16 protein-coding genes and 2 tRNA genes are annotated in these 21,779 nt (G+C 41.5%); 14 read left to right on the forward strand and 4 right to left on the reverse strand.

Annotated features, from left to right (window positions below):
* The first annotated feature begins 2 nt into the window (after nucleotides 1-2).
* From ATC1_RS00555 to ATC1_RS00565, 3 genes are all read left to right on the forward strand, one after another.
* Entirely contained in the window at nucleotides 3-1,652 is a 1,650-nt protein-coding gene (locus ATC1_RS00555) for an ArnT family glycosyltransferase (RefSeq protein WP_062277017.1), read from the forward strand.
* A 177-nt stretch (nucleotides 1,653-1,829) separates the two neighbouring features.
* A complete protein-coding gene (locus tag ATC1_RS00560; protein ID WP_062277021.1) occupies nucleotides 1,830-4,043 on the forward strand; it encodes a hypothetical protein in 2,214 nt (737 codons plus the stop codon).
* 282 nt (nucleotides 4,044-4,325) lie between these two features.
* Complete coding sequence (locus tag ATC1_RS00565) at nucleotides 4,326-5,513, forward strand: hypothetical protein (RefSeq protein WP_062277023.1); 1,188 nt, start codon at nucleotides 4,326-4,328, stop codon at nucleotides 5,511-5,513.
* Nucleotides 5,514-5,537: 24 nt separating this feature from the next.
* Here the strand turns inward: ATC1_RS00565 and ATC1_RS00570 are convergent, their stop codons facing one another.
* The gene (locus ATC1_RS00570; RefSeq protein WP_062277026.1) at nucleotides 5,538-7,091 is read right to left on the reverse strand and encodes a hypothetical protein; all 1,554 of its coding nucleotides are present in this window, start codon (nucleotides 7,089-7,091) and stop codon (nucleotides 5,538-5,540) included.
* A gap of 235 nt (nucleotides 7,092-7,326) precedes the next feature.
* Here ATC1_RS00570 and ATC1_RS00575 point away from each other — a divergent pair.
* Nucleotides 7,327-7,399 (forward strand) — tRNA-Glu (locus tag ATC1_RS00575).
* 86 nt (nucleotides 7,400-7,485) lie between these two features.
* On the opposite strand, the gene ATC1_RS00580 is transcribed toward ATC1_RS00575, so the two are convergent.
* Nucleotides 7,486-8,064: a LysE family transporter gene (locus ATC1_RS00580; RefSeq protein WP_062277028.1), complete on the reverse strand. Its 579-nt coding sequence runs from the start codon at nucleotides 8,062-8,064 to the stop codon at nucleotides 7,486-7,488.
* A 194-nt stretch (nucleotides 8,065-8,258) separates the two neighbouring features.
* Between ATC1_RS00580 and ATC1_RS00585 the strand changes: the two genes are divergently transcribed.
* The 7 genes from ATC1_RS00585 to ATC1_RS00615 all read left to right on the forward strand — a co-directional run bounded on the left by ATC1_RS00585 (nucleotide 8,259) and on the right by ATC1_RS00615 (nucleotide 16,090).
* A complete protein-coding gene (locus ATC1_RS00585) occupies nucleotides 8,259-9,365 on the forward strand; it encodes an ROK family transcriptional regulator (RefSeq protein ID WP_062277032.1) in 1,107 nt (368 codons plus the stop codon).
* 3 nt (nucleotides 9,366-9,368) lie between these two features.
* Nucleotides 9,369-10,364 (forward strand): N-acetylglucosamine kinase, encoded by a 996-nt coding sequence (locus tag ATC1_RS00590; RefSeq protein WP_062277035.1) that lies wholly within the window; start codon nucleotides 9,369-9,371, stop codon nucleotides 10,362-10,364.
* A gap of 41 nt (nucleotides 10,365-10,405) precedes the next feature.
* On the forward strand, nucleotides 10,406-11,347 hold the full coding sequence (locus tag ATC1_RS00595; RefSeq protein ID WP_062277038.1) for a sugar ABC transporter substrate-binding protein: 942 nt from the start codon (nucleotides 10,406-10,408) through the stop codon (nucleotides 11,345-11,347).
* A gap of 68 nt (nucleotides 11,348-11,415) precedes the next feature.
* Complete coding sequence (locus ATC1_RS00600) at nucleotides 11,416-12,642, forward strand: hypothetical protein (protein ID WP_062277041.1); 1,227 nt, start codon at nucleotides 11,416-11,418, stop codon at nucleotides 12,640-12,642.
* On the forward strand, nucleotides 12,632-14,167 hold the full coding sequence (locus ATC1_RS00605; protein WP_062277043.1) for a sugar ABC transporter ATP-binding protein: 1,536 nt from the start codon (nucleotides 12,632-12,634) through the stop codon (nucleotides 14,165-14,167). The genes ATC1_RS00600 and ATC1_RS00605 overlap by 11 nt, the downstream gene beginning before the upstream one ends.
* A gap of 1 nt (nucleotide 14,168) precedes the next feature.
* Nucleotides 14,169-15,146: an ABC transporter permease gene (locus tag ATC1_RS00610; protein ID WP_062277047.1), complete on the forward strand. Its 978-nt coding sequence runs from the start codon at nucleotides 14,169-14,171 to the stop codon at nucleotides 15,144-15,146.
* A 2-nt stretch (nucleotides 15,147-15,148) separates the two neighbouring features.
* Nucleotides 15,149-16,090, forward strand: coding sequence for an ABC transporter permease (locus ATC1_RS00615; protein WP_062277050.1), 942 nt, complete (start codon nucleotides 15,149-15,151; stop codon nucleotides 16,088-16,090).
* Between the two features lie 233 nt (nucleotides 16,091-16,323).
* Here the strand turns inward: ATC1_RS00615 and ATC1_RS00620 are convergent.
* Nucleotides 16,324-16,397 (reverse strand) — tRNA-Arg (locus tag ATC1_RS00620).
* A gap of 225 nt (nucleotides 16,398-16,622) precedes the next feature.
* Between ATC1_RS00620 and ATC1_RS15110 the strand changes: the two genes are divergently transcribed.
* The gene (locus ATC1_RS15110; protein ID WP_062277053.1) at nucleotides 16,623-17,090 is read left to right on the forward strand and encodes a methylated-DNA--[protein]-cysteine S-methyltransferase; all 468 of its coding nucleotides are present in this window, start codon (nucleotides 16,623-16,625) and stop codon (nucleotides 17,088-17,090) included.
* Nucleotides 17,091-17,098: 8 nt separating this feature from the next.
* On the forward strand, nucleotides 17,099-18,256 hold the full coding sequence (locus tag ATC1_RS00630) for a glycosyltransferase (RefSeq protein WP_062277056.1): 1,158 nt from the start codon (nucleotides 17,099-17,101) through the stop codon (nucleotides 18,254-18,256).
* A gap of 144 nt (nucleotides 18,257-18,400) precedes the next feature.
* On the opposite strand, the gene ATC1_RS00635 is transcribed toward ATC1_RS00630, so the two are convergent.
* Nucleotides 18,401-19,735: an SH3 domain-containing protein gene (locus ATC1_RS00635; RefSeq protein ID WP_152024185.1), complete on the reverse strand. Its 1,335-nt coding sequence runs from the start codon at nucleotides 19,733-19,735 to the stop codon at nucleotides 18,401-18,403.
* Between the two features lie 913 nt (nucleotides 19,736-20,648).
* Here ATC1_RS00635 and ATC1_RS00645 point away from each other — a divergent pair.
* On the forward strand, nucleotides 20,649-21,728 hold the full coding sequence (locus tag ATC1_RS00645) for a type 1 periplasmic-binding domain-containing protein (RefSeq protein ID WP_062277065.1): 1,080 nt from the start codon (nucleotides 20,649-20,651) through the stop codon (nucleotides 21,726-21,728).
* The last annotated feature ends 51 nt before the right edge of the window (nucleotides 21,729-21,779 follow it).

The raw sequence follows: 21,779 nt of genomic DNA on the forward strand, positions 1-21,779 counted from the left end.
TTATGAAATTTATCCAAAACCATAAACAAAGCATTTTTTTTTACAGCAGTCTGATCCTTTTTGTAATGCTTGCTTTGGTTGTACGCTTGCATGATTTTGGTACATATCCGGCGGATATCAATTGCGATGAAGCCATGGCTGCTGTTGAAGCTATGGCAATTATCGAAAATGGTACCGATCAATATGGTACATCTTATCCGGTTTATTTTGAAGCCTGGGGACATGGACAGATGAATGCGCTGCTCATTTATCTCCTAGCAGGTGCGATGAAGCTGTTTGGTTCGGGAATGACTGTTGTGCGGCTTCCTATGTTGCTATTCAGCCTGGCAGGAATTGCAGCGATCACCTGGATTGCGTGGATGTTGTTTTCGAAGGAAGCAGCTTTATTTGTCCTTGCGTTTGCCGCAATCAATCCATGGCACATCATGCTCAGCCGATGGTCATTAGAGAGCAATTTGTTTCCGCATTGTCTGGTGATCGGATTGGCTTTGTTGATTTATTCAATGAAAAACAGAAAATTGTTCTTTTTTTGTCTATCAATGATCTGTTATGCGATTTCGCTCTACGCATATGGTGTTGCCTATGCTTTTGTGCCGGTATTTCTGGTTCTAACCTATATTTTTCTTTATAGAATAAAAATTTTCAATTTTTCAGCGCTGGTGATTGGCGGATTATGTTTTCTTTTATTCGCCTGGCCGATTATCTTGATGATGATCATCAATTTTTTCCATCTGAAAACGATATTAATTGGTCCAATTTCGATCCAATTATTTGAAAAGACTACCCGAACAACCGATTTGATTTTTTCCTCCGATAATTTCCCTGTTCAATTACTGAATAATTTGAGACATTTTTTTGACATTGTGATTCTGCAAAAGATGGATTTCTGGTGGAATCAACTGCCGAAAATTGGGCCGATGTACAAGATTACTCTGCCATTTTTTCTGATTGGTTGTGTCATTTCAATCAAAGGAATATGGCTCAATAGAAAAACAGAGCAACAAGATTTTCAAAAAAAGGGGATTTGGGTTTTGGTGATCCATTTATTTTCTTCTTTTATTTCCGGATTGATTATCAACAATGTGAATGTGAACCGGATCAACAGTATTTTTTATATCCTCATCCTTTTTAGCGCTGTTGGAATTTATGGAATAACTTTAAAAAAGCGCCCTGTCGGCGGCATCATAGCAGTGCTTTATGGTTTTTGTTTCCTGTTTTTTTGTTATCGTTATTTTTACAGCGAAGATCGTTATTATCTCAACTATGCCTATGACAAGGGATTTGAAAAAATCATTTTACAAACATCAGATTTTCATTCGGAACCCGTTTGTATCTCAATAAGATCACATCGACCTCGACACAAGATCATTGATGTCTATTTAAAGTATTTCCTGCACCTTCCATATCGCTACTATTCGGGGATGATGGACCATGACGAATTGATACAAAGTGGATATGCATTACCATATACTGAAAAATATTATATTTTTGATAATCTTGAAAAAACCTATTCGGATTTTTCGGATCGTTGTATCTATGTGATTAATATGCGCGATCGGGATTACTTTGATCGCAATCTTTTTACTGTGGAGACCGAGGATTTTTTCAGTATTGCGATACCAACCTCTCTCATAAATTCAGAAAATCAGTAATTCGAATTTTTGAAAACCCTTTTGATCAAAAATAAATCAACAACAAATAATCCCTCTCATAATTCGAATCGCTGCTGCCAAATAAAAGAAGGCTGTAAAAAAAATTGATCGATGAATTCAGAATTGAGAAGATTCAATGAGGAATTCAATTATGGCGAAAACCACTGACAGAAAAATATGAAACAAAAACGAATTGCGTGCATCCTATTCTTCTTTTGTTTGATGGTTGCAGCATTATTCTTAGTGAATTGGGATGTCTTTCATTTTTCAGAAATCTTTCAAATCAGCAGGACTTTTTCAGGAGAGATCGATGATAAGGGAGAAAAAATTCTGATTGATGATCTTGTGTTAAAAACAGGGTCATATATGGTGACGCTCACGGGAGAAAGCACGGGTCCTGAAAATGTGTACATAATTCGTCAGGATGATAATTCAGTTATTTCTGATCGAATTCCTGAGGGCAAATTTGCTATCCGGGAGATCATAGAAATAAAGGATACCATTGATCGAATTCAGACGCTTGTCGATTTCGCTTCCGGTTCATCCTCCCTGACAATCGACCAAATTGATTTTAAATCCGGGCACGCAGTCTATAAAGAATCCATACTCCGACATGCGGTGATCAGTCTGTTGCTCATCCTTGCTTTTTTGATAATCTTCCTCAGAATCTTTTACAGAGCGCTTTATTGCCGTATTTTCAAAAACCTTTCTCAACCTGAAGCTGAAAGGGTTCTGCTGTTTTTGATCTTATTAACCATCCTGGTCAGTATTCCTTTTTTCAACCAAAATTATGTTTTCACCAATGATGGCTATTATCACATGATCCGAATTGAGGGAATCAAGGAAAGCCTGAGTGCCGGACAAATTCCGGCCTGGATTCATCTGTTTGTGTTGAATGATTACGGGTATGGAGAGGGTTTCTATTATCCGGATCTGTTTCTGTATTTGCCGGCTGTCATTCGACTTTTGGGTTTCAGTGTTCTGACGACCTATAAGCTCTTTATTGCAATCTGTAATTTTCTCAGTTTCCTGAGCATGTATTTTGCTGTCCGCGGCATGACAAAATCACTTTATGCGGGTCTGCTCTCTGCTATGCTATATGCATTTGCAGCATACAGGCTGATTGATATCTATTATCGCGGTGCTGTCGGAGAGGTCCTGTCCTTCATATTTATTCCATTTGTTTTTTGGGGGATTTATGAGATTTATCGGGGAGATTGCCGAAAATGGTGGCTTATAACCATCGGATATACCGGACTGATATTCTCTCACATGATCAGCCTGGCTATTGCGGGTGCCGCTACGCTCGTTTTTGTATTGCTCCATATTTCCAGAACATTGAAAAACAGGCAAATTCGAATCGCCTGGTTGAAAGCTTTCATGGCATCCATGGCGCTTTCGGCAATTTTTTGGCTTCCCATGATCGAACAGTTAATAAAAAACGACGTGATCGGGGATGTCCTTTATTCGACGGTATCCTATACCATCGATTCTGAACGATTATTGTCAGTTTCGGATTTATTTGTCGGATTTGCTCCATGGGATCGCGTGAAGCCGTTTCTGGGATATCCGTTGTTATTTGTGATTTTTATTGGGATTGGCGCCCGGTTGGTCGAAATTCGAAGAAAATCAACCGATCTTCATTTGTCAAATTACCTGTTTTTCTTCGGACTCCTGGCTGCTTTCATGTCTACTGCACTCTTCCCATGGCAATGGTTTGCCTGGTTCTACAACAGAATCCAATTTCCGTGGCGTATGCTGGTTCTGGCAACACCCTTGCTGGCTGCATCCGGAGGTATTCTGTATGACAGTATATTTGAGAAAAACGAGCGCACAATATTTCTTGCAGCATTGTTTTGTTTCTGCGCAGCGGTTACCATTCCATTTTTTCATGAGGTTTTGACCAATCGTATCTTTCAAGGCAGCGGGTTTCGATTGGAAAACAACCGTATCATGGGAGCGAAGTATCTGCCAATTCGCGCTGATAAAGAGTTTGTTGACAAAAACCGCAACACTGTTTTATCAAGCGATTCATCTTTCCATAACGAGCAATATGACCGGTCCGGACTCAATTTTTCAGTGGATTTTCTTATGAGTCCCGCCGATGACCAGAAAGTCACTGTTGAAATTCCACTTCTTTATTATTACGGATATCAGGCGAAATTGACCAATTCCGATGGAAAAGAAATCCCTTTGGAAGTTTATCAGGGACCGCATGGATTGACGACAGTGGACATCCAGGGAGTAAATGAAGGAAAAATCCAGGTTTTCTATGAAAAAACGATACTGCAAAAAATTGCGGAAGGAATCACTTTTCTGTCTGTTGTCTTCATACTTGCAGCAGTTATCCGTAAAAAAAAATCTGACGAGAGAACGATCGAAAAAGATTGATCAGAGACTTTCTTAAATACTTGAAAGATTGAACAGCGAATCTCTGATTCTGGCTTTTTATTTTAATGCAATATTTTTATATAATGGATGAAAGAAATAACGACTTGGATAGTATTTCGTACATAACCAGCAATTCAAAAAATGGAGAAGATTCTTTGTTGTTGTGATGTTTTTTTGTGAAGCGCAAAAACATCACAACAACAAGTTATTTCCGATTGATTCAAATACCAAGTTGATATTTCGAATTACTGGTACATAACATGGTGAGGAAAAATCATATCTATGACAAATAAAAAATACCGAACCGCTGCAATCATCTGTATCGCGATTCTTATAGTTTATGATGGCTTGCAACTCTATCAGGCTCCATTAGATACCTATACCTGGACAGAATTGCTGATCAATTATGCTGCAGGCTTCATCCGCCGCGGTCTGATCGGAAAAATCGCCTACTGGGTTTCGCCTTACATTTCCGTGAAATTCTTTTTGTCTGCTTTGATCACCATATCGTATCTTCTCCATTTGTTTATTTATGCAAAAATCACACGTAAAATTGACACTTTCATTTGGATGTCTTTTCTATTATCTCCGGCAGCTTTTTTGTTCCCGATCTATGATTTTGCTGCATTTGGCAGAAAAGATGTTTTTCTAATTCTGATATTTTTTCTGTCGATCCTCCTGATTCTTAAAAGAGTCAATTTGCTGCTGACGTTGGCATTAGTGCTGATTCTTAATGAGATCGGTGTTCTGATCCATGAATATGCATTGTTTTTCTTCCCATTTGTCCTCGTTCTGATTCTGATCGGTTATCGAGATCAGTCACCGAAATTATTGCTGCTGACGGTTGTGCTTGGAGTCGTTTTCATGATCGGGAATCTTGCCGGTTTATATGCCTTATCCAGACAATACTATTCGTTGGATCTGATCGCTGAGTCGTGGCAGGGATTAATCAAAGACTACGATCTCACACCGCAAAGCGGCGCTTTTGGCTGGATGGGTGTTCCGCTGAAGGAAGGTTTACAGCCGGAATTCGACAAGCTTTCATTTCCGCGGACATTTTTCTCTTATGCAGCTGGGTTTCTCCTTTCCTTGATTCCCGCATTCTTGCTGAACGAACGCTATCAGATTCTGAATATCGTGGAAAAGGCATATGCGGACCAAAAATGGAAATTTACCGGTTTTGGATTGCTCCTTTTATCTTCTGCTGCGGTCTTTGTTTTCAGTTCGGATTGGGGCAGGCTGATGTATTTATTCACATTCCATCTATTTATCAGCCTGATTGTGCTCAAGGAATTATTCGGATGTGAAGACACCATAACAGAAAATGCTTCCCATAGCTCCTATGCGAAAATTATTTTAATTGTGTTCATTTTTTTGTATGCTTCAACCTGGTATGTCAAACATTATGTGGACGGTGATCACATTGCGTTGCAGCAGGGGCTGTTATTCCGGATATTTGAATGGTTGTAATTTGAGCGAATTGATAATAAAGCATCACTCTATTAATGAATAGACAGTTTTGATGTGGGGACTTTCCAAGCTTTTCAATTCATAGTTTTCGCTGATATACGTCAAAAACTCTTCGATAGAATCTTCAACATGTTCACAGCCAATATAATAAGGCTTTTCACCAGTTGGTAAACCATAATTACTCGTTTCAAGAATAAGTTTGGGCTTTCTTTCCTTAACGCCTGATACAAATTCTTGCCACATTTCTTTTGTTACAAAATCACATTGAGTTAAAGGAAACATATAAGTATAACGAGTCGGACTTTTTCTACCGGATGTGACATAATATTGTGCTGCTGCTCCCCATACTAAGATTGTGTCATTTTGATCAGAGTTTTCGATAATAAATTTTGTTTCAGGAGAAATATAGGTTTGTTTAAAAAAACTAAGATTATAAATTTTTGACCAATTATCTTTTATGATGTTCAATTGATTTTGGGTCGTTGCTCCAAAAAGTAAAATAAAACAGAAAAGCATTACACTACTTGAAAAGATTCCAATATGTAAGTGTTTTCTCCATTTCCCGATTAAGTAATTAATAACAAAAATGATAATCATCATAAAATATACAGGTAGTATTCCGAGATAATATGGATTTTCTCTTCCAGATAAGCTGGAAAATAATAATTCAATTGGAAATGATATTGCTAATATCTTGTAACAAGAAAATATTTCACTATTATCAATTGTGTCAACTTTTATTTCTTCTAACAAAAAGGCTGAAAGTATAAACCCTGAAAAAATAATTATAAGCAGCGGTATTCCAAAACTATTTGTCAGATTGTTACAGAGGCTAATTCCCATCAGAAATGGATTATGAGTTCCTGACGAGTAAAAAAAATTGTAATGAAAAAATTGTTCAAAAAAATCAGATAATGCCTTTTTTTGAACAAGATAAATTAGGGAAACCGCTATGGGTACGATTGCTCCAAAGGTAAAAAAGATAATATTTTTAGTTATTTTTTTATTTTGAAAACATTCGATTAGTAAACTAATTAATAAAACGACCCAATAAATGGTGTTATTAGGCCGCATGAGAAAAACAATAGCAAAAAGTACTCCAATAAATCCAAAAGGTAATGGTTTCTTTTTCTTTTTTCCAATCAGAAAAAGTGCAATACTTATCATAAGGAAAAAAGAAGTAAACAGTTCAGTTCGATTTCCATATAATACTTTATTTTCTGTAAGTAAGAAAATCAGAAATCCAGCACTGATAGCAGTAAGCGGAATATCTTTTGATAAGATCCAAAATAGAAATAAGATAGAAGAAGCCAATAAGAAAGTCAGTAAATAGAATAATCCCCAAAGGGTTGAAGGATGAATTAATATGGCTAATTCATTTAAGAAATATATAAAAGGACCTTTATGATCCCATGAGTCGATATACGGGGCTCCCCCTTCAATCATCTCGTTTGCAGTATAAAGAAAAACTGCAGAATCTTGTCCAAGTTCGTAATTATTTGGATTTATTTTCAGCATAAAAATAATTGAAAACAAAACAAATATGAGCAGAAAAAGAATTTTTATAATTTTTTGCATCGTTTTATAACATTCGTGGATGAGATCTACTAATGTATGAATTGTAATACTATTATTTTGACTTAGTATTGTTTTCAGCAATTCAAAATATGGAATGGATTAAAAGTTTTTGTTTTTTTATTGATTTGTTCCGTTATTTAAGGATTTACTAATTCACATGCTGTCATCGATCGAAATCAATGCTTTCAGATTCTTAACCCGAAAATTAGTATTCATGATAAAATAACGCCGATATGCCTCCATCGTCTAGCGGCCCAGGACGTGGCCCTCTCAAGGCCAAAACGAGGATTCGAATTCCTCTGGAGGCGCCTTCTCAATCAATATGGTAAAAAAAAAGGAATCGCGCATTCCTTTTTTTGTTGCCTTTTTTTATTTTTGGTATCGTCTATCCCGATTACAGGAAAAGCGAAACAGCACAGTAGATCAACAGGATTGCCAAAATCCCGTTGATGAGTTTTGCGTGATTTTTAAAAAGCTGCGCGAACACAGATCCAAAAATTGCCCAGCAGAGCGTGCTGGAAAATCCAACAAATGCAAGCAGCACGGCAAAACCGGTCAATACCGGCAGTGAGCTGTAGGACGGCAGAAAATAGGTCGACATGGATGTGATCCCGTAAATATAAATTTTTGGATTGATGAACTGTAACAAAAAACCGGAGAGGAACGTGGCGTCCTTTCCGTTCCGCGCACTGATTTCCGAAGAACTTTTCCATGTCTTCCAGGCAAGCCACAGAATATATCCGGCTCCAAGGATCAGCATCAGCGGTTTGATTCTCGGAATCAGACGCAGCATTGTGGCGCTGAACAGCGTACAGAGAATCATGACGATGGAGAACCCGCAGAAGATCCCCAGATTGTACGGGTAACTTTTTCGAAGGCCATAGCGGCTCGCGTTGCTCATGGAGATGATATTGTTGGGACCAGGGGTGAACGCTGTGACAAACATGTAAGTGAAGAAAGCATAGATGTTCATGATGACCGAATTTTAAATGAAATTAATGAATTTTCTCTTATTTCAAAGAAGTCCTTTCCAAATTTTGAATTGGAAATTTATCAGTCAGGAGTAATGTCATTTTTTATTGATGATGTTCTGCTATTTTATTTTTTAAATATTCGATACAATATTAGTTAATAAAGTTTATTAACTAATTAGGGAGGAGTATTCTCTTGAAAAGCGGCAACCCGCAATTGATCCGACAATACAACCAGGATACGATCAAGAATCTGATCTTTGAGAAAGGTCCGATCACAAAGACTATGATCGCCAATCTGACGAGTTTGAGTGTTCCGACTGTCAATAAAATTGTTGATGATTTGGAGGCTTCGGGATTGGTGTGTCAGGATGCGGAAATCGAAGGAAATATCGGAAGAAAAGCCAAGTCTTATAAGATCAACAAGGATGCTGAAAACTTTATTGTGTTTTTCTTTCTGCGCGGCTGTTTTAATGCCATGCTGACAGATTATTTTGGCAACAAGATTGCAGAAAAGAAGATCGAGATTTTTGACAGCAAGTCTTCATTCAAAGAGTCTTTTGGCGCAGTTTGCCAGGCTATCGATGAGTTTCTAAAGATACGGCCTATTGAGAAGATCAGCGCAATTGGATTGGGTATTCCTGGTATAGTCAACGAGGCTGGTGTCGTCTCACAAATTCCCTCCATTCCATCCTGGGATGGGATTATCTTGAAAGATCAGCTTTCAGAACGCTATCCTGTACCGGTATACGTAGAAAATGATGTAAAGCTCATGACGGTTGGTTATTTTCATAAAGAGTTAATCAGTCGATATGAGAATATGGTCTTGCTATATATTTCTGAAGGTCTGGGTGCTGGAATCATAATCAACCGTAAACTGTATAAAGGATTTAAATGTTTTGCGGGAGAATACGGTTACATGTTAATCGATGGCAGCTACACACAAAAAACGCTTAGCAGCTATGGCAGCCTTGAAATCACCCTCAAGCGATATGTAGAAAAGTTTGAAAAAGGCCAAATTCTTACTGAAGCGGAAAAAGACGAATATTATAACCTGATCGCGGCTATCATTACGAATTTCAGCGTTGTCTTAAATCCTGAAGCAATTGCTATACGTGGTTCTGCAGTAGACAGGGCAGCAATCGGCCTGATCAGAGAAAAAGTTGAAAGAATGATTCCAAAGGTTTGTGTACCAGAAATGGTACTTTTAACAAATGATGATTATGGATTCAATGGCGTGATTAATTTCTGTCAAGCCAGTGTTACCTCAAAGATCAGCGTTGTCGATCAGAAAGGTATTTGAAGCATGACAGATACAACTCATCAAGCAGATAATCGACATTTTCTTATCTCTGTTGACGGAGGCGGAACCAAGACTGAGATTTGCATCTATGATCTTTTGACGGAGAAGAGTGTCAGCAGTTTCTGGGGCGGTGCGAATTATAAAGTCCTTGGCATAGAGACTGTGCGCAGCAACCTGGCAGAAGGATTGACAGGAGTTTGCAAGGATCTAGGTATCGTGTTAGATGATATTGCACTTTGTCTGTTGGGTGTCTCGGGCTATGACACGGAAGAGGACAAAGATATTTATGAAACGATGATGGTGAATTTTGGTTTTGATACCTCACGCATTGTGATCTGTAATGATTCGGAATTGATCTTTCGCGGGCTCGTTGATGAGCCTGGACTTTGTATCGTTGCGGGTACTGGATCGATCGTTTTTGGCTTTTCAGATGATGGCAGGAAGATACGGGCAGGCGGCTGGGGTGCACCGCTTAGCGATCAGGGGTCAGGTTATTGGATCGGTGCAGAGATTTTCAGACGATATTTGGATTGGTTTGACGGAATTGAAAAATGGAATGAGATCTTTTTTGAGATCGAACAGCTCTATGGCAGACAGGATCCGCAAAACATCGCTGCGAAACTCGCCTGTATGGATTATTCTGAGGTGGCATCGTTTGCAAGAATCGTCATGGACACGGCGAACCGTGGAAATCAACTTTGCTGTGAAATCGTCAGTAATGCGGCAGAAATCATTTCAAAATTGGTTATTTCGGTTTATTCCAGACTCTCTTTGAAAAAAATCGATCAGGTCAGTATCGTTGAAGTAGGAAGTTTGTTTCGCGACCAATACTTCGAGGGAAAAATACAGCAGAATATTCTGTCATTTATCAGTCCGATTAGAGTGCGCTTTTTGAAAAGCGCCAGCACACCAGCCGAAAGTGGTATCCAATATGCAAAAAGACTCTATCACGAACGGTTTGGAAAAAATGGTAAGAAAGAGCAGAAAATATTTGGTTAGATGGATTATGTCTGCTTTGAAAATAAAAAAAGGAGTGAAAGATGAAAAAGTCGTTTGTTTATATTTTGCTGATTATTGTGATCAGCATGTTTGCCAGTGTTTTTTCAGTCTCAGCTGCTGATAAACCTGTCACTGTCGGTTTTGCCGCTGCAAGTTCCGGATGGCCGTGGTATGCAACCTTTATTCAGCATGTTGAAGACCGCTGTGCAAAAAATGGATGGGAATCCATTATTCTCAGTGCGGATGCTGATGTTGCTACACAACTGAACCAGGTCCTCGATCTGATCGAAAAGAAAGTCGATTACATCATTATTGGACCATTGGATGCTAAGGCTTCTATTCCTGCGATAAAGAAGGCTCATGAGGCAAATATACCTGTCATCGTTATTGGCAATGACCTTGATAAAGAATACTGGGATTATGTTGCAGCTATCCGCGTTATCGATGACCGTGACCTTGGCCGTAACAGTGCTGAGATCATGGCTGAAGTCCTGAAAGATAGTCCCAGTAAGAAGATCTTTGTCGTGGACGGTCTTGCAGGGCAGCCGGCTGTAACGCTGCGTTGGGAAGAAATGAAACCTGTATTTGAAAAGAACGGTATCGAAGTTGTTGCTTCAGAATATGCGGATTGGGACATGGTGAAGGCTATTACCGTTACGGAAGATATGATCACCCGCTTCCCTGACATTGATGCGATCTTCTCAATGGATGGTTCAATGACTCCTGGTATTGTTCAGGTACTGGAAGAATCCGGTATGGAAGATATCCCGGTTGTAGGTCTGGGCGGTACAGCCACCGAACTTGAACTGGTCAAAGAAGGCAAAGTTGTGGGTACAGCCTGCCAGTCACCTGGCATGAACGCTGAAGATGCAATGGATGCCATCGAAGCTCTTGAAGCTGGTGAAACGATCGAGAAACGGATGACTGTTAATACCCCGAAGACATTTGCTGCTAATGCAGATGACTGCCCGGGCGACTGGTAGAATCAGACATAAATTTATGGTCAGTCTGCAGATTTATTCCGCAGACTGACCATCTGAGAGGCATACCTATGCAAAAGGATTTTAAATTTTTTTCTCAGATCTCAACATCCCATTCGTCCATTGAAAGTCTAAATCCTGTTATATTACGCGAAGCACTCGCTAAGGTGCAGTCGGTACTGCCCTTATCAGGGTTGATTGTGGGCAGTCTTGAAAATGCTGCTGTCTTTGATGAATTGACTTGCAACAAACGAAAAGATGATCCCGAGATCTATCTCTGGTATAACCTGTTGTCTGATTATCCCGGACAAAGTGAAGAAGAAACGATTGTTGATTATCATGGAAAGCGTTGCAAAAATTGGTTCGGATGGAGTACCGATGCTCAAGAAGAAATCAGCGAGAGATTCCTTTTTTCCTGTCCCAATGATCCTCTTACTGCACAAAAAACGTTAAAAGTTTTATCCAATCTTCTGGAGAAGTATTCATTTGACGGGGTTTTCCTCGACAAATTTCGGTTTCCCTCTCCTGCAAGTGGATTGGATCAGACTTTTAGTTGTTTTTGTCCTCATTGTTTCGAGAAAGCCGCTTCACAGGGATTAGACCTGGAAGAAGTCCGGATGGCTTTGACCAGATGGCATGCAGATGAACTGAAAGGTTCTTATGACAGTAATGCCTGGTTGGAAGCTGTGATCAGGAATAAACCGTTACTGCAGAAGTTTCTGCAATTTCGTATCGATTCCATCTGTGACCTGGTCAAAGAAGTCCGTAAATTGACTGATTCCTTGGGAATCAAGCTTGGACTTGACTTGTTCACGCCTTCTTTTGCTGATTTCGTCGGAGAATCATATAAAGCACTTGCTCCCTACGCTGATTGGGTAAAACCCATGACTTATCAATATGCGATGGGTCCGGCTGGCATTCGCCTTGAAACAATAAACCTGATCAAAGGGTTGGAAGCTATATATGGCGTTACGGAAGATGACGTATTCAACTGGACGCGTATGAATCTACCATGGTTCACTCGAGAAGCATATACGCAATTAATGGATTGCTGCGTTCCGATGGAATGGATTAACCGTGAAATGCGCGAAGCAGTTCATTTGATGCCCTCCGTTCCGATATATATGGGACTCGAATGTGTTTCCTTTCCAGGTGTAATTGATATTCGTCCCGAAATGGCAGTTGCGTTGTATAAAGCCGCAATCGAAAATGGCGCGGATGGTGCTGTTCTTTCCTGGGATCTGATGCATATGCCACTGGAGAACTTGCAGGCATTAAAGGATCATTATGAGAAATGAAAATAATCCGGTAATTATTGAAATGCACAGGATATCGAAGTTTTATCCGGGTGTAATTGCCCTGGATAGCGTTGATTTCTGTATTCGGAAAGGTGAGATTCATGCATTAGCAGGAAAAAATGGCGCTGGAAAATCTACGCTGATCAAGATTCTGGGCGGATCAACACAACCGGACGATGGGCAGATCATGCTTAAAGGAAAAGAGATTGTGCTGCATTCACCGCATGATGCGATTGCGAACGGAATCGCCATTATCAGCCAGGAATTAATGCTGATCCAGGAATTGAGCGTAATGGAAAACATCCTGATCGGTCGATTACCGCATAATGCAGCAGGTTTTGTAGATTGGGAAGCGGCAAAGACAGTTGCAGCTGAACCATTGAAACAGCTTGGTCTTGAGCTGGATTTGAGTGCACCTGTGAAAACGTTGAGTACTGCTCAGCAGCAGGCTGTTGAAATTGCTAAAGCGCTATCTCGTCATGCAGAAGTGATCATCATGGATGAACCGACTTCTTCGTTGCCCAATCGTGAGGTGGATCATCTGCTTTCTACCGTACGGCGTTTGCGTGATCAAGGGATCACGATAGTCTATATCACGCATAAATTGAAGGAAATTTTTGCCATTTCCGATAGTATTACAGTATTGCGTGACGGAAAGAATATTGCCACTTTGTCGACATCTGAAACAAATCAGGCGAAAATTGTTGAGTTAATGACCGGGCAAAGTGCTGATTCGATGTTCGAAAAAGGGAATTCTTCCAGTTCTGATATTCCTGTGCTGGAAGTAAGAGATATCTCACGTAAAAATGCATTTTCACACATCAGTTTTACCCTTTATAAAGGTGAAATACTTGGCTTTGCAGGTTTACTCGGCTCAGGGCGTACGGAGATATTACGGGCGATCTTCGGTTGTGATGCTTTTGACAGCGGGAGCATTCTGATTGATGGGAAAGAAATCAAAGAATTCTCAGTGAAAGAAATGATCAGGCGTGGCATTGCGCTCGCTCCGGAAGATCGAAAGCTCCAAGGTCTGGTATTATCGATGAATATTTCCGATAACATCAATCTGGCGACAATGAGCTCAGCGATTCGTAATATGGGGAAAGAAAAGAAAACAGCCATCAAACTGTTCGACAGCATGGGAGTAAAGGCGCCATCAATCAAAGCACTGGTTTCCTCCCTTTCAGGCGGTAATCAGCAAAAGATTGTAATTTCGAAATGGCTGGCAACAGAACCAAAAGTTGTTCTGTTGGATGAGCCGACCCGTGGTATCGACATTGGTGCAAAATCAGATATTTATACACTGGTCGAGAAATTGGCTGGTGAAGGCGTGTCAGTGATCATAGTCTCGTCTGAATTCCCGGAATTATTGCGTGTTTGTGATCGTATCCTGACGTTGCATGATGGGGAGATCAACGGTGAATTTTTACACAATGCTGTTGATGAAGAAACCCTGGTAGCATATGCATCTGGTAGTGTTGCTCAGTATTCCGTAGAGCCCATATCTAAGAGTGAGGTGAAGTAACATGGACATAACTTCTCGCAAAAAATCGGGCAGCGGTAAAGTCACTCTAATACTGAAAGAAAATGTTCCGTGGATTATGCTTTTGGTATTTTCAGCATTTTTTGCCATTCTATTCCCGCAGTTTTTGACTTTCAGAAATATTACCAATGTTTTACGGAACTCGGCAATGATCGGCACCATTGCAATTGGCATGACATTCGCCATGATTGCCGGGACTTTCGATCTGTCGGTAGGTTCCACGATGGGGCTGGCAGCGATTATTACCATCAAAATGCAGCCACAGACAGGTGGGACAGCTTTGGCGGCAGTTGTCATTGCGCTCATTATGGGGGCTATGGTAGGACTGATTAATGGTCTGGTGGTTGGGCGTTATCGGATTAATTCGATTATCACAACAATCGGAATTGAGTATGTGATTCTTGGAATTACCTTAGTTTATTCGAAAGGTCAGCATGTTTGGGTGGAGGATATGTACAAACCTCTTGAATTTGTTGGAAAAGGCAAACTCGGTACTTTCCCCTTTCCGATCATTATATTCCTTGTCGCTGCAGCGATAGGGCAGCTTCTCCTTTCAAAAACGCGCTTTGGATGCCAGTTATATGCAACTGGAGGAAACCCGATTGCGGCAGAGCTTTCAGGTATAAACATAGGAAAAGTCCGCGTTATCGCATATATGATCTCCGGTTTTACAGCCGCAGTGGCAGGAATTATGATCGCAGCCAGGACTCAAAATCTTGATCCATCCTTTGGTTTCGGACAGGAGACTGATGTGTTAACCTGTGTTTTGCTGGGTGGGGTCAGCCTGTACGGTGGAAAGGGTTCAATTTTTGGAACATTGGCAGGCGTTTTGATTTTGTATATTGTATCCAACGCAATGACACTATCTGGGGCATCCTATGAATTACAGTTGATCTGTAAAGGATTGATTTTCCTCATTACTGTAGCTGCATCGGTTAGCTGGCAGAAAAAAGGTAAGTGATCATGAAAAAGAACAGCTTTTTTCAATTTTTACTGAATAAACGTTCACTGGTCATACTTGGATTTTTGTTGGTGTGCGCTGGTGTCTTTACAAGAGAGTTTTTTACTGTGAGTAATCTCACGAATGTAATGCTGCAGATAGCAACCGATGGAATCATTGCAGTTGGGGCGACATTTGTGATCATTTCCGGCGGCATTGATCTTTCAGTAGGCTCATTAGTCGCGCTTGTTTCAGTCATAACGATTATTTTGCAAACAAAGTTCAACACTCCGATCGGGATTATTGTCTCGATCGCTGCCGGAATCTCAGTCGGTCTGTTAAACGGACTTCTGATCACACGGGTTGGGATCAGTCCTTTTGTAACAACACTCGGGATGATGACGCTGATCAAGGGTATCGCATTGGCAGTCTCAGATAGCCATTCGCATAGCGGAATCGACCCTAATTTTGCCCGTCTGGCTGATTATCCAATTTTTGGGATTCCGTTTGCGGCAATCATTTTTCTGCTCTTTGTTCTGGCTGCCAATGCCTTCTTGGTCAAGACTTCCATAGGTCGCGGCTATTATGCCGTGGGCGGGAATCCCGAGGCAAGTTGGCTGGCAGGGTTAAATACAAATCGCTATATTTTAATGGCATATGTATTCTGTTCCTTCTGCACAGCAATCGGTGGTATCCTTTTAACATCCCGTATTAACACTGGCTCTCCAATCATTGCCGGAGATACTGGCACAACAGTTGTTTCAGCTGTCTTGTTGGGCGGTACAAGTATGGCTGGTGGAATCGGAACAGTGTATGGGACTTTTATCGGTGTGCTGATTTTGGGCGTATTAAAAAATATGATGAACCTGATGGGCATAGGCGGTTACTACCAGACGATCTTTTTAGGATTACTGTTGGTAATCACTGTTCTTGCAGATCGCACACATTTTAATCAGCACAAATAAGACTTAAATCAATTACGTTGTTTTGTGTTGGATGATAAACAACGAATCATTGGAATGAAAACCAAACTGGAAAAAGCAACTCTTTTTCCAGTTTTTTATCTTAATGGAAGCTATCACTCATCTGAATCAGCAAGATAATCATCCAAAAGCTGTGAACTTTGAACAGATCAGAAATGTTTGGTTATCCTTAATTTTTAATTATGGTTGTGAGAATCGTTGCAGAAATATGTAAGTGCCCCGGGAGGGACTCGAACTCTCAACCTAAGCGTTAGGAGTGCTTTGCTCTATCCTATTGAGCTACCGAGGCATAACGAAAATATTATACCATGAAGGAAAATGATCCCAGTCTCAGTGATTCGAAAAATGGGGAGGATTCTTTGTTGTTGTGATGTCTTTGCGCGTCGCGCAAAAACATCACAACAACAAGTTTTTCCTTCATCATTCGCATAGCAAGTCTATATTTCGAATTGCTGTCCCAGCCTTGGCTGTAAAATCCGATGTAGAATTAATGAGCACAGAAAAAGGAGACCCTATGCGCTATTCCTGTTCCTATTCAACACTGCTCGGACCGATCTGCATCACGCAGGAAGATTCCGCGATCATCCGAATCAGTCTGCAGAATGAGAAAATTCCTGAAGATTCAACAAAAGCTGAAACAGAGCTGCTTCAGCTTGCTTTTCGGCAGATTGCAGAATACCTGGATGGCAAACGGAAGGTTTTTGATCTGCCACTGAGGTTATCCGGTACTCCGTTCTTGCAGCAAGTTTGGAGACAGCTCCAGCAAATCCCATATGGAACGACGGTTTCCTATAAAGACATTGCAGCAGCGATCGGGAATCCAAAAGCCACGCGAGCGGTCGGACAAGCCAACCATCGCAACCCGATTGTGATTGTGGTTCCGTGTCACCGTGTGATCAGTGCGGACGGTTCGCTGGGCGGCTATGGCGGCGGATTGCCGATGAAGCGTTTTCTGCTGGATCTTGAAAAGCGCTTTGCCTGAGGGTTTTTATGCAGAACGAACATAGAATCATTTTTTTTGGCTCACAAATCACAACGGGTGGCGCACAGCGCGTGCTTTTGGATCAGGCATCCTGGTTCCATGCGAAAGGCTGGCGTGTGCTGGTCATCTTTTATTATGATAAAGACGGCAAACGGTCCGAATGGCAGGCGCAGTATCCGTTTCCGATTGAAGTTTTGTCCACATATACGCGGGGAGGCGGCGCTTTTAAGAATCTTTCCGGTTTACTTTCTGGATTGCTGCGTTTGGATAAAGCGATTCGCGAGTTCAAGCCGCAGGCGATTGAATGTTTTACACACGATGCCAATCTGATCGGTATTCCGATCGCCTGGCTGTGCGGTGTGCCAATTCGTGTGGGAACCCATCACGGGCAATTTGTCAATTTCTCCAAACTGCGTTCCAGGCTCCATACTGCCATCATTAATTCTTCCATGACGACGCATTTTGTCTGCGTCTCATCCCGTGCCAGAAAGCAGGCGTTGCAGGAGGGCATCCGCGATGAAAAAATCCGAACCATCTTTAATGGAGTTCGTCCCGTTGTTATGGATGTATCGCTTCGTGCCGAAACACGTGCTGATCTGGGACTGCAGGCTGAAGATAAAATGGTCATTAATGTCGGGCGGCTGGTGCCGGAAAAAGCGCAGCGTTTGCTGATCGATGCGGCGGCAATTGTCCGCAAGTACAGATCGGATGTGCGCTTTTTTATTGCCGGAGAAGGTCCGCTGCGGGACAGCCTGACCAGGCTGATTCAGAAGCATGGACTGGAGGATGTTTTTTGCCTGTTGGGAAATCGCTCAGATATTGCAGCATTACTGAATGCGGCAGATTTGTTCGTTCTATATTCCGAAACGGAAGGAATGCCGGTATCGTTAATGGAAGCGATGAGCGTCGGATTGCCGGTCATTGCCAGTGATCTGGAAGGAGTGGCTGAAATAGTCAACAGACCGGATGTCGGCACGTTGATCCCGTTTGGCGACAGCAGCCTTTTAGCGAATCAAATCATCGAGCGATTGGCGCAAACGCAACAATCTGAAAAGCAAGGCAGAAACGGCCAAAAGCGAATTCTGGAGGATTTTTCTTTGGATCGGTCCTGTACCCAATATCAGGAAATGATCACAGCATCGGGTGTTCAAGCATCAGGATCGTGATCAATTAATTTCAACAATCACAACGATTCAGGTTTTGATGTATCTTTCGAAAGGAAAATAAAAATTGGTTGTTCGATTGTTTTTACGCAAAGCGCAAAAACAATCGAACAACCAATAATCCTTATCCTATTTCTGTCCGTTGATCTAATTGATACCCGGGGTGGCTGTCCGCAGGAGTGATTGTGACACCCAGCCTTCTGATCCATCATTTGTTCGCACATGAATCCAGGATATACCGTCTGCTACTTGAGTCTCTTCTCCGATAATTTCAAGCAGAGAACCATTATTCTGGCTTTTCATTACAATGGAGCCAAAACCAGGCCGTTCACGAACCAGCAGTCCGACGTCATTCGGTACATAGACGATTCCGTAAATTATGGTCGGCGAGGGGGTAAATGTAATCGTCGGTGTTTTACTGGGGCGCAGCGTGCGGGTTGGCGTGGATGTTTTGGTCGGTGTGTTGGTTACTGTGGCTGTGGAAGTAGGCGGAATAGGTGTCAGGGTATGGGTCGGAGTGGATGAATTGGTCGGTGTATGTGTTGTCGTGGGTGTCTTTGTTGGCGGAATGGGTGTCAGGGTATTTGTCGGGGTGGAGGTTGCGGTATAGGTAGCAGTTTGCGTCAGCGTTGAAGTAAGCGTTGGCGTTAAAGTTGGCGTGTCAGTCGGTTTGACAACCAGCGCAATGAAACTTTCCTTTGCCGTCTGAAATCTCTTTGAAAAATCGACCTGGATGATTTGGAAGAAATCCAGGAGAAAAATTGTACAGGTGGCAAAAACCAGGCAGGTCAGTATCAAAGACGTGGCTTTCGGCAGAAACAGGCTTCGCAAACAAAAAGCCAGGGTCGCAGCGGATAATCCGATCAGCGCGTAAATCAGAGAACATTGAAGACTGGGAAGCAGCGGCGCTGTCATGCGCAGGCTCAGACTGTATCCTGCCATCCCGAGCGGGAGCAGCACACCGAACATAGCTCCGTTGGAAAGAGCCTGCGGGATTTGCTGCGGAGCGTTCGAGATATAAAAAACTGCCAGAAATGCGCAAATAGCAGTGATGATCAGGATCATGACCTGGACAGAAGAAAAATATTGAATTGTTTCAGTAGACAATCGGTTATAAACCTGTCCGATTCCCCCGACGCCAAACGCGCTAAGAACGAACAATGCGGCTGCAAGCAGAAATTTTAAGAAGGATTTCCAGAGGAACGAAAATGATCCGGCTGTAAAGGAAAGCGAAATGCCAAAGAAAGGTCCCATAAATGGGATTAATGCCAGCGTCAGGACGATCAATTCTTTCGAATTCAGCATGAACGCTACACCACAGGCTAAGCCGGAGATAATTGCAAAAATGTAAAAGCTCAGCGAAGGTATCAGGCGATGGGATAAATCGTTGAAATAGAGCTTTCTGGCATTATCGGGATTTGAGAATATTCCTCTCTTGAGGTATCGCATTCGTGCGCGATTGTCATTGTCTGTATTGTTCACGTTACCCTCGTTGATTCCAAAAATCACTTTTTCTCGTTCCAGTTCAACAATTTGACATATGGAAAGATTTTCTGAAAATAGACAGCAGTTTTTTGTTCAGTTGCTTTTAAGCGGAACGTAAAAGCAATCCAATAACAATTAATTTGTCCCTTTATTCAAATCGTTGATTTCAGTTCGTCTTCCTGTTCCGGTATATAATCGAAAGGATTTGCTTTGAGTAAAAACGTCCGATTATTTGAGATTGCTGGTTTTTTCTTCAGACAGGAATAATATTCTCTGTCGGCGTATGACATCAAGGCTCACTGTCCAGTAAAAATATGGTATTTTGGTTATTTAATGTTCTTTTTATTATAATACATTATGATTTGAGGTTTTTTCCAGCAAATCGAAACATGGAGATTAGGAGATACGGATAAAAATTTTCAAAAATGAAATAAAGACTCTTGCCTCAATGAATGATGATCTATATGAAATTATTTGATAACCAGTCAAATGGAATGGATGAAATCTGTCATTGTTATAACATTGAAGGGGTGAAGCGATTTCCTGCCATATGCGAAAAAAGATTGCTTCGTTGTGTGGACGCCCTCCTCGCAATGACGGATTCATCCATGAATGATTCTTCAAAAAAGTCTTTGACGCAAAGCCCAAAAACATCACAAGGACAAGTTTTTCCGATTATTTCGAATAGTACGTCAATATTTTGGGTTACTTTTGCCAATTTCTCATCAATTCGGAATTTGGAAAAGCTTTCTGAAAAAAGAGAAAAAATATATTGTTGCGCTATATGATGAATAAAAAGGAAAAAAGAATAAAGGCATAAATCATCCAGTAATTTGAAATCAAGAAATGATTTCATTCTTAATTATAAAATTGGTTTGCATTTCGAATTGCCTTAAAAATCGATAGAATTATGCAAAAAAAAACTGAACTGAGAAAAAATTGGTATTGTCTGATCCTCTTGTGTTGGTTGCTGATGATCGGATTGTCCGGATGCAATATTCCAAAAACACCGCAACAGCCTTTTTCACCGACACAGGACATTTCTCAGCTTGCCGCAACGGCGACAGCAGAAATTGTACCCACCTCAACACCAATTCCGGATCCTGAAAAAGTGCTGTTGGTTGCTGCTGCGGATGCAAATCCAGGAATTCTCGAACTGATCCGCTCCGGAATTCAATCTCTGCCGGAAGGTCAGGCGGAACTCAACGAAACAACTTCTTTTTCGGCAGAAGAAATCTCCAGTGAAATCGATGCGGTGATTCTTACGAAAACGCCGGAGAACCTGATCGATATTGCCGGTAGATTTCCTGAAATAAAATTCATCACCATCGACAAGACCCTTCTATCTCTTCCAAATGTCTGGACGATTCGGTACGATTCGGCTTTTGAGACTTTTTTGGCCGGCTACGCTGTTGCGCTGTGCGCCTATGACTGGCGTGGCGCTGGCTTGCTTCCCAATGATTCGCTGCTTTTGGGTGCCCGTGCGCAGGAAATCTTTCAGAATGGAGCACAATACTTTTGTGGAACCTGTGTATCCAGCATTGCGCCTTTTGTTGCATTCCCGCTGTCTGTTTCACTGCCAACAACAGCCGGACCTCAGGAATGGATTGCCGGTATGGATCAGATTCAATCGAATTATATCTATACTTATTTTGTCTCCAGAGAAGCTGCCAGTGAAGCTGTATATCAAAAACTATTATCGCTGGATGTCAACGTGATCGGGGTGGATGATCCGCCTGCAGGTCTTGAAAGCAAATGGCTGGCAGGGATTCGGATCAATTTAGGTGCTGCAGTAAATCAGATTATCACAGCTGATCCGACTGTCCAGCCTGCCGGATTGGTGATTCCTGAATTGGATATCCGTGTTGGAAGTATTGCCGGGACTTTTAATGAAGGGAAAAAGACTGACTTGCAAAAGTTATATGCGGATTTGATCTCCGGCATGGTTTCCCCGTATGATCCACAACCGGCTGATGCATATACGAAATGATGATTCCTCGTTCGTAAGAATGCTCCCTTTCAGTTGGACGCGGATGATACG

The sequence above is a fragment of the Flexilinea flocculi genome, from assembly GCF_001192795.1.
In the GTDB taxonomy this organism is placed as follows: domain Bacteria; phylum Chloroflexota; class Anaerolineae; order Anaerolineales; family Anaerolineaceae; genus Flexilinea; species Flexilinea flocculi.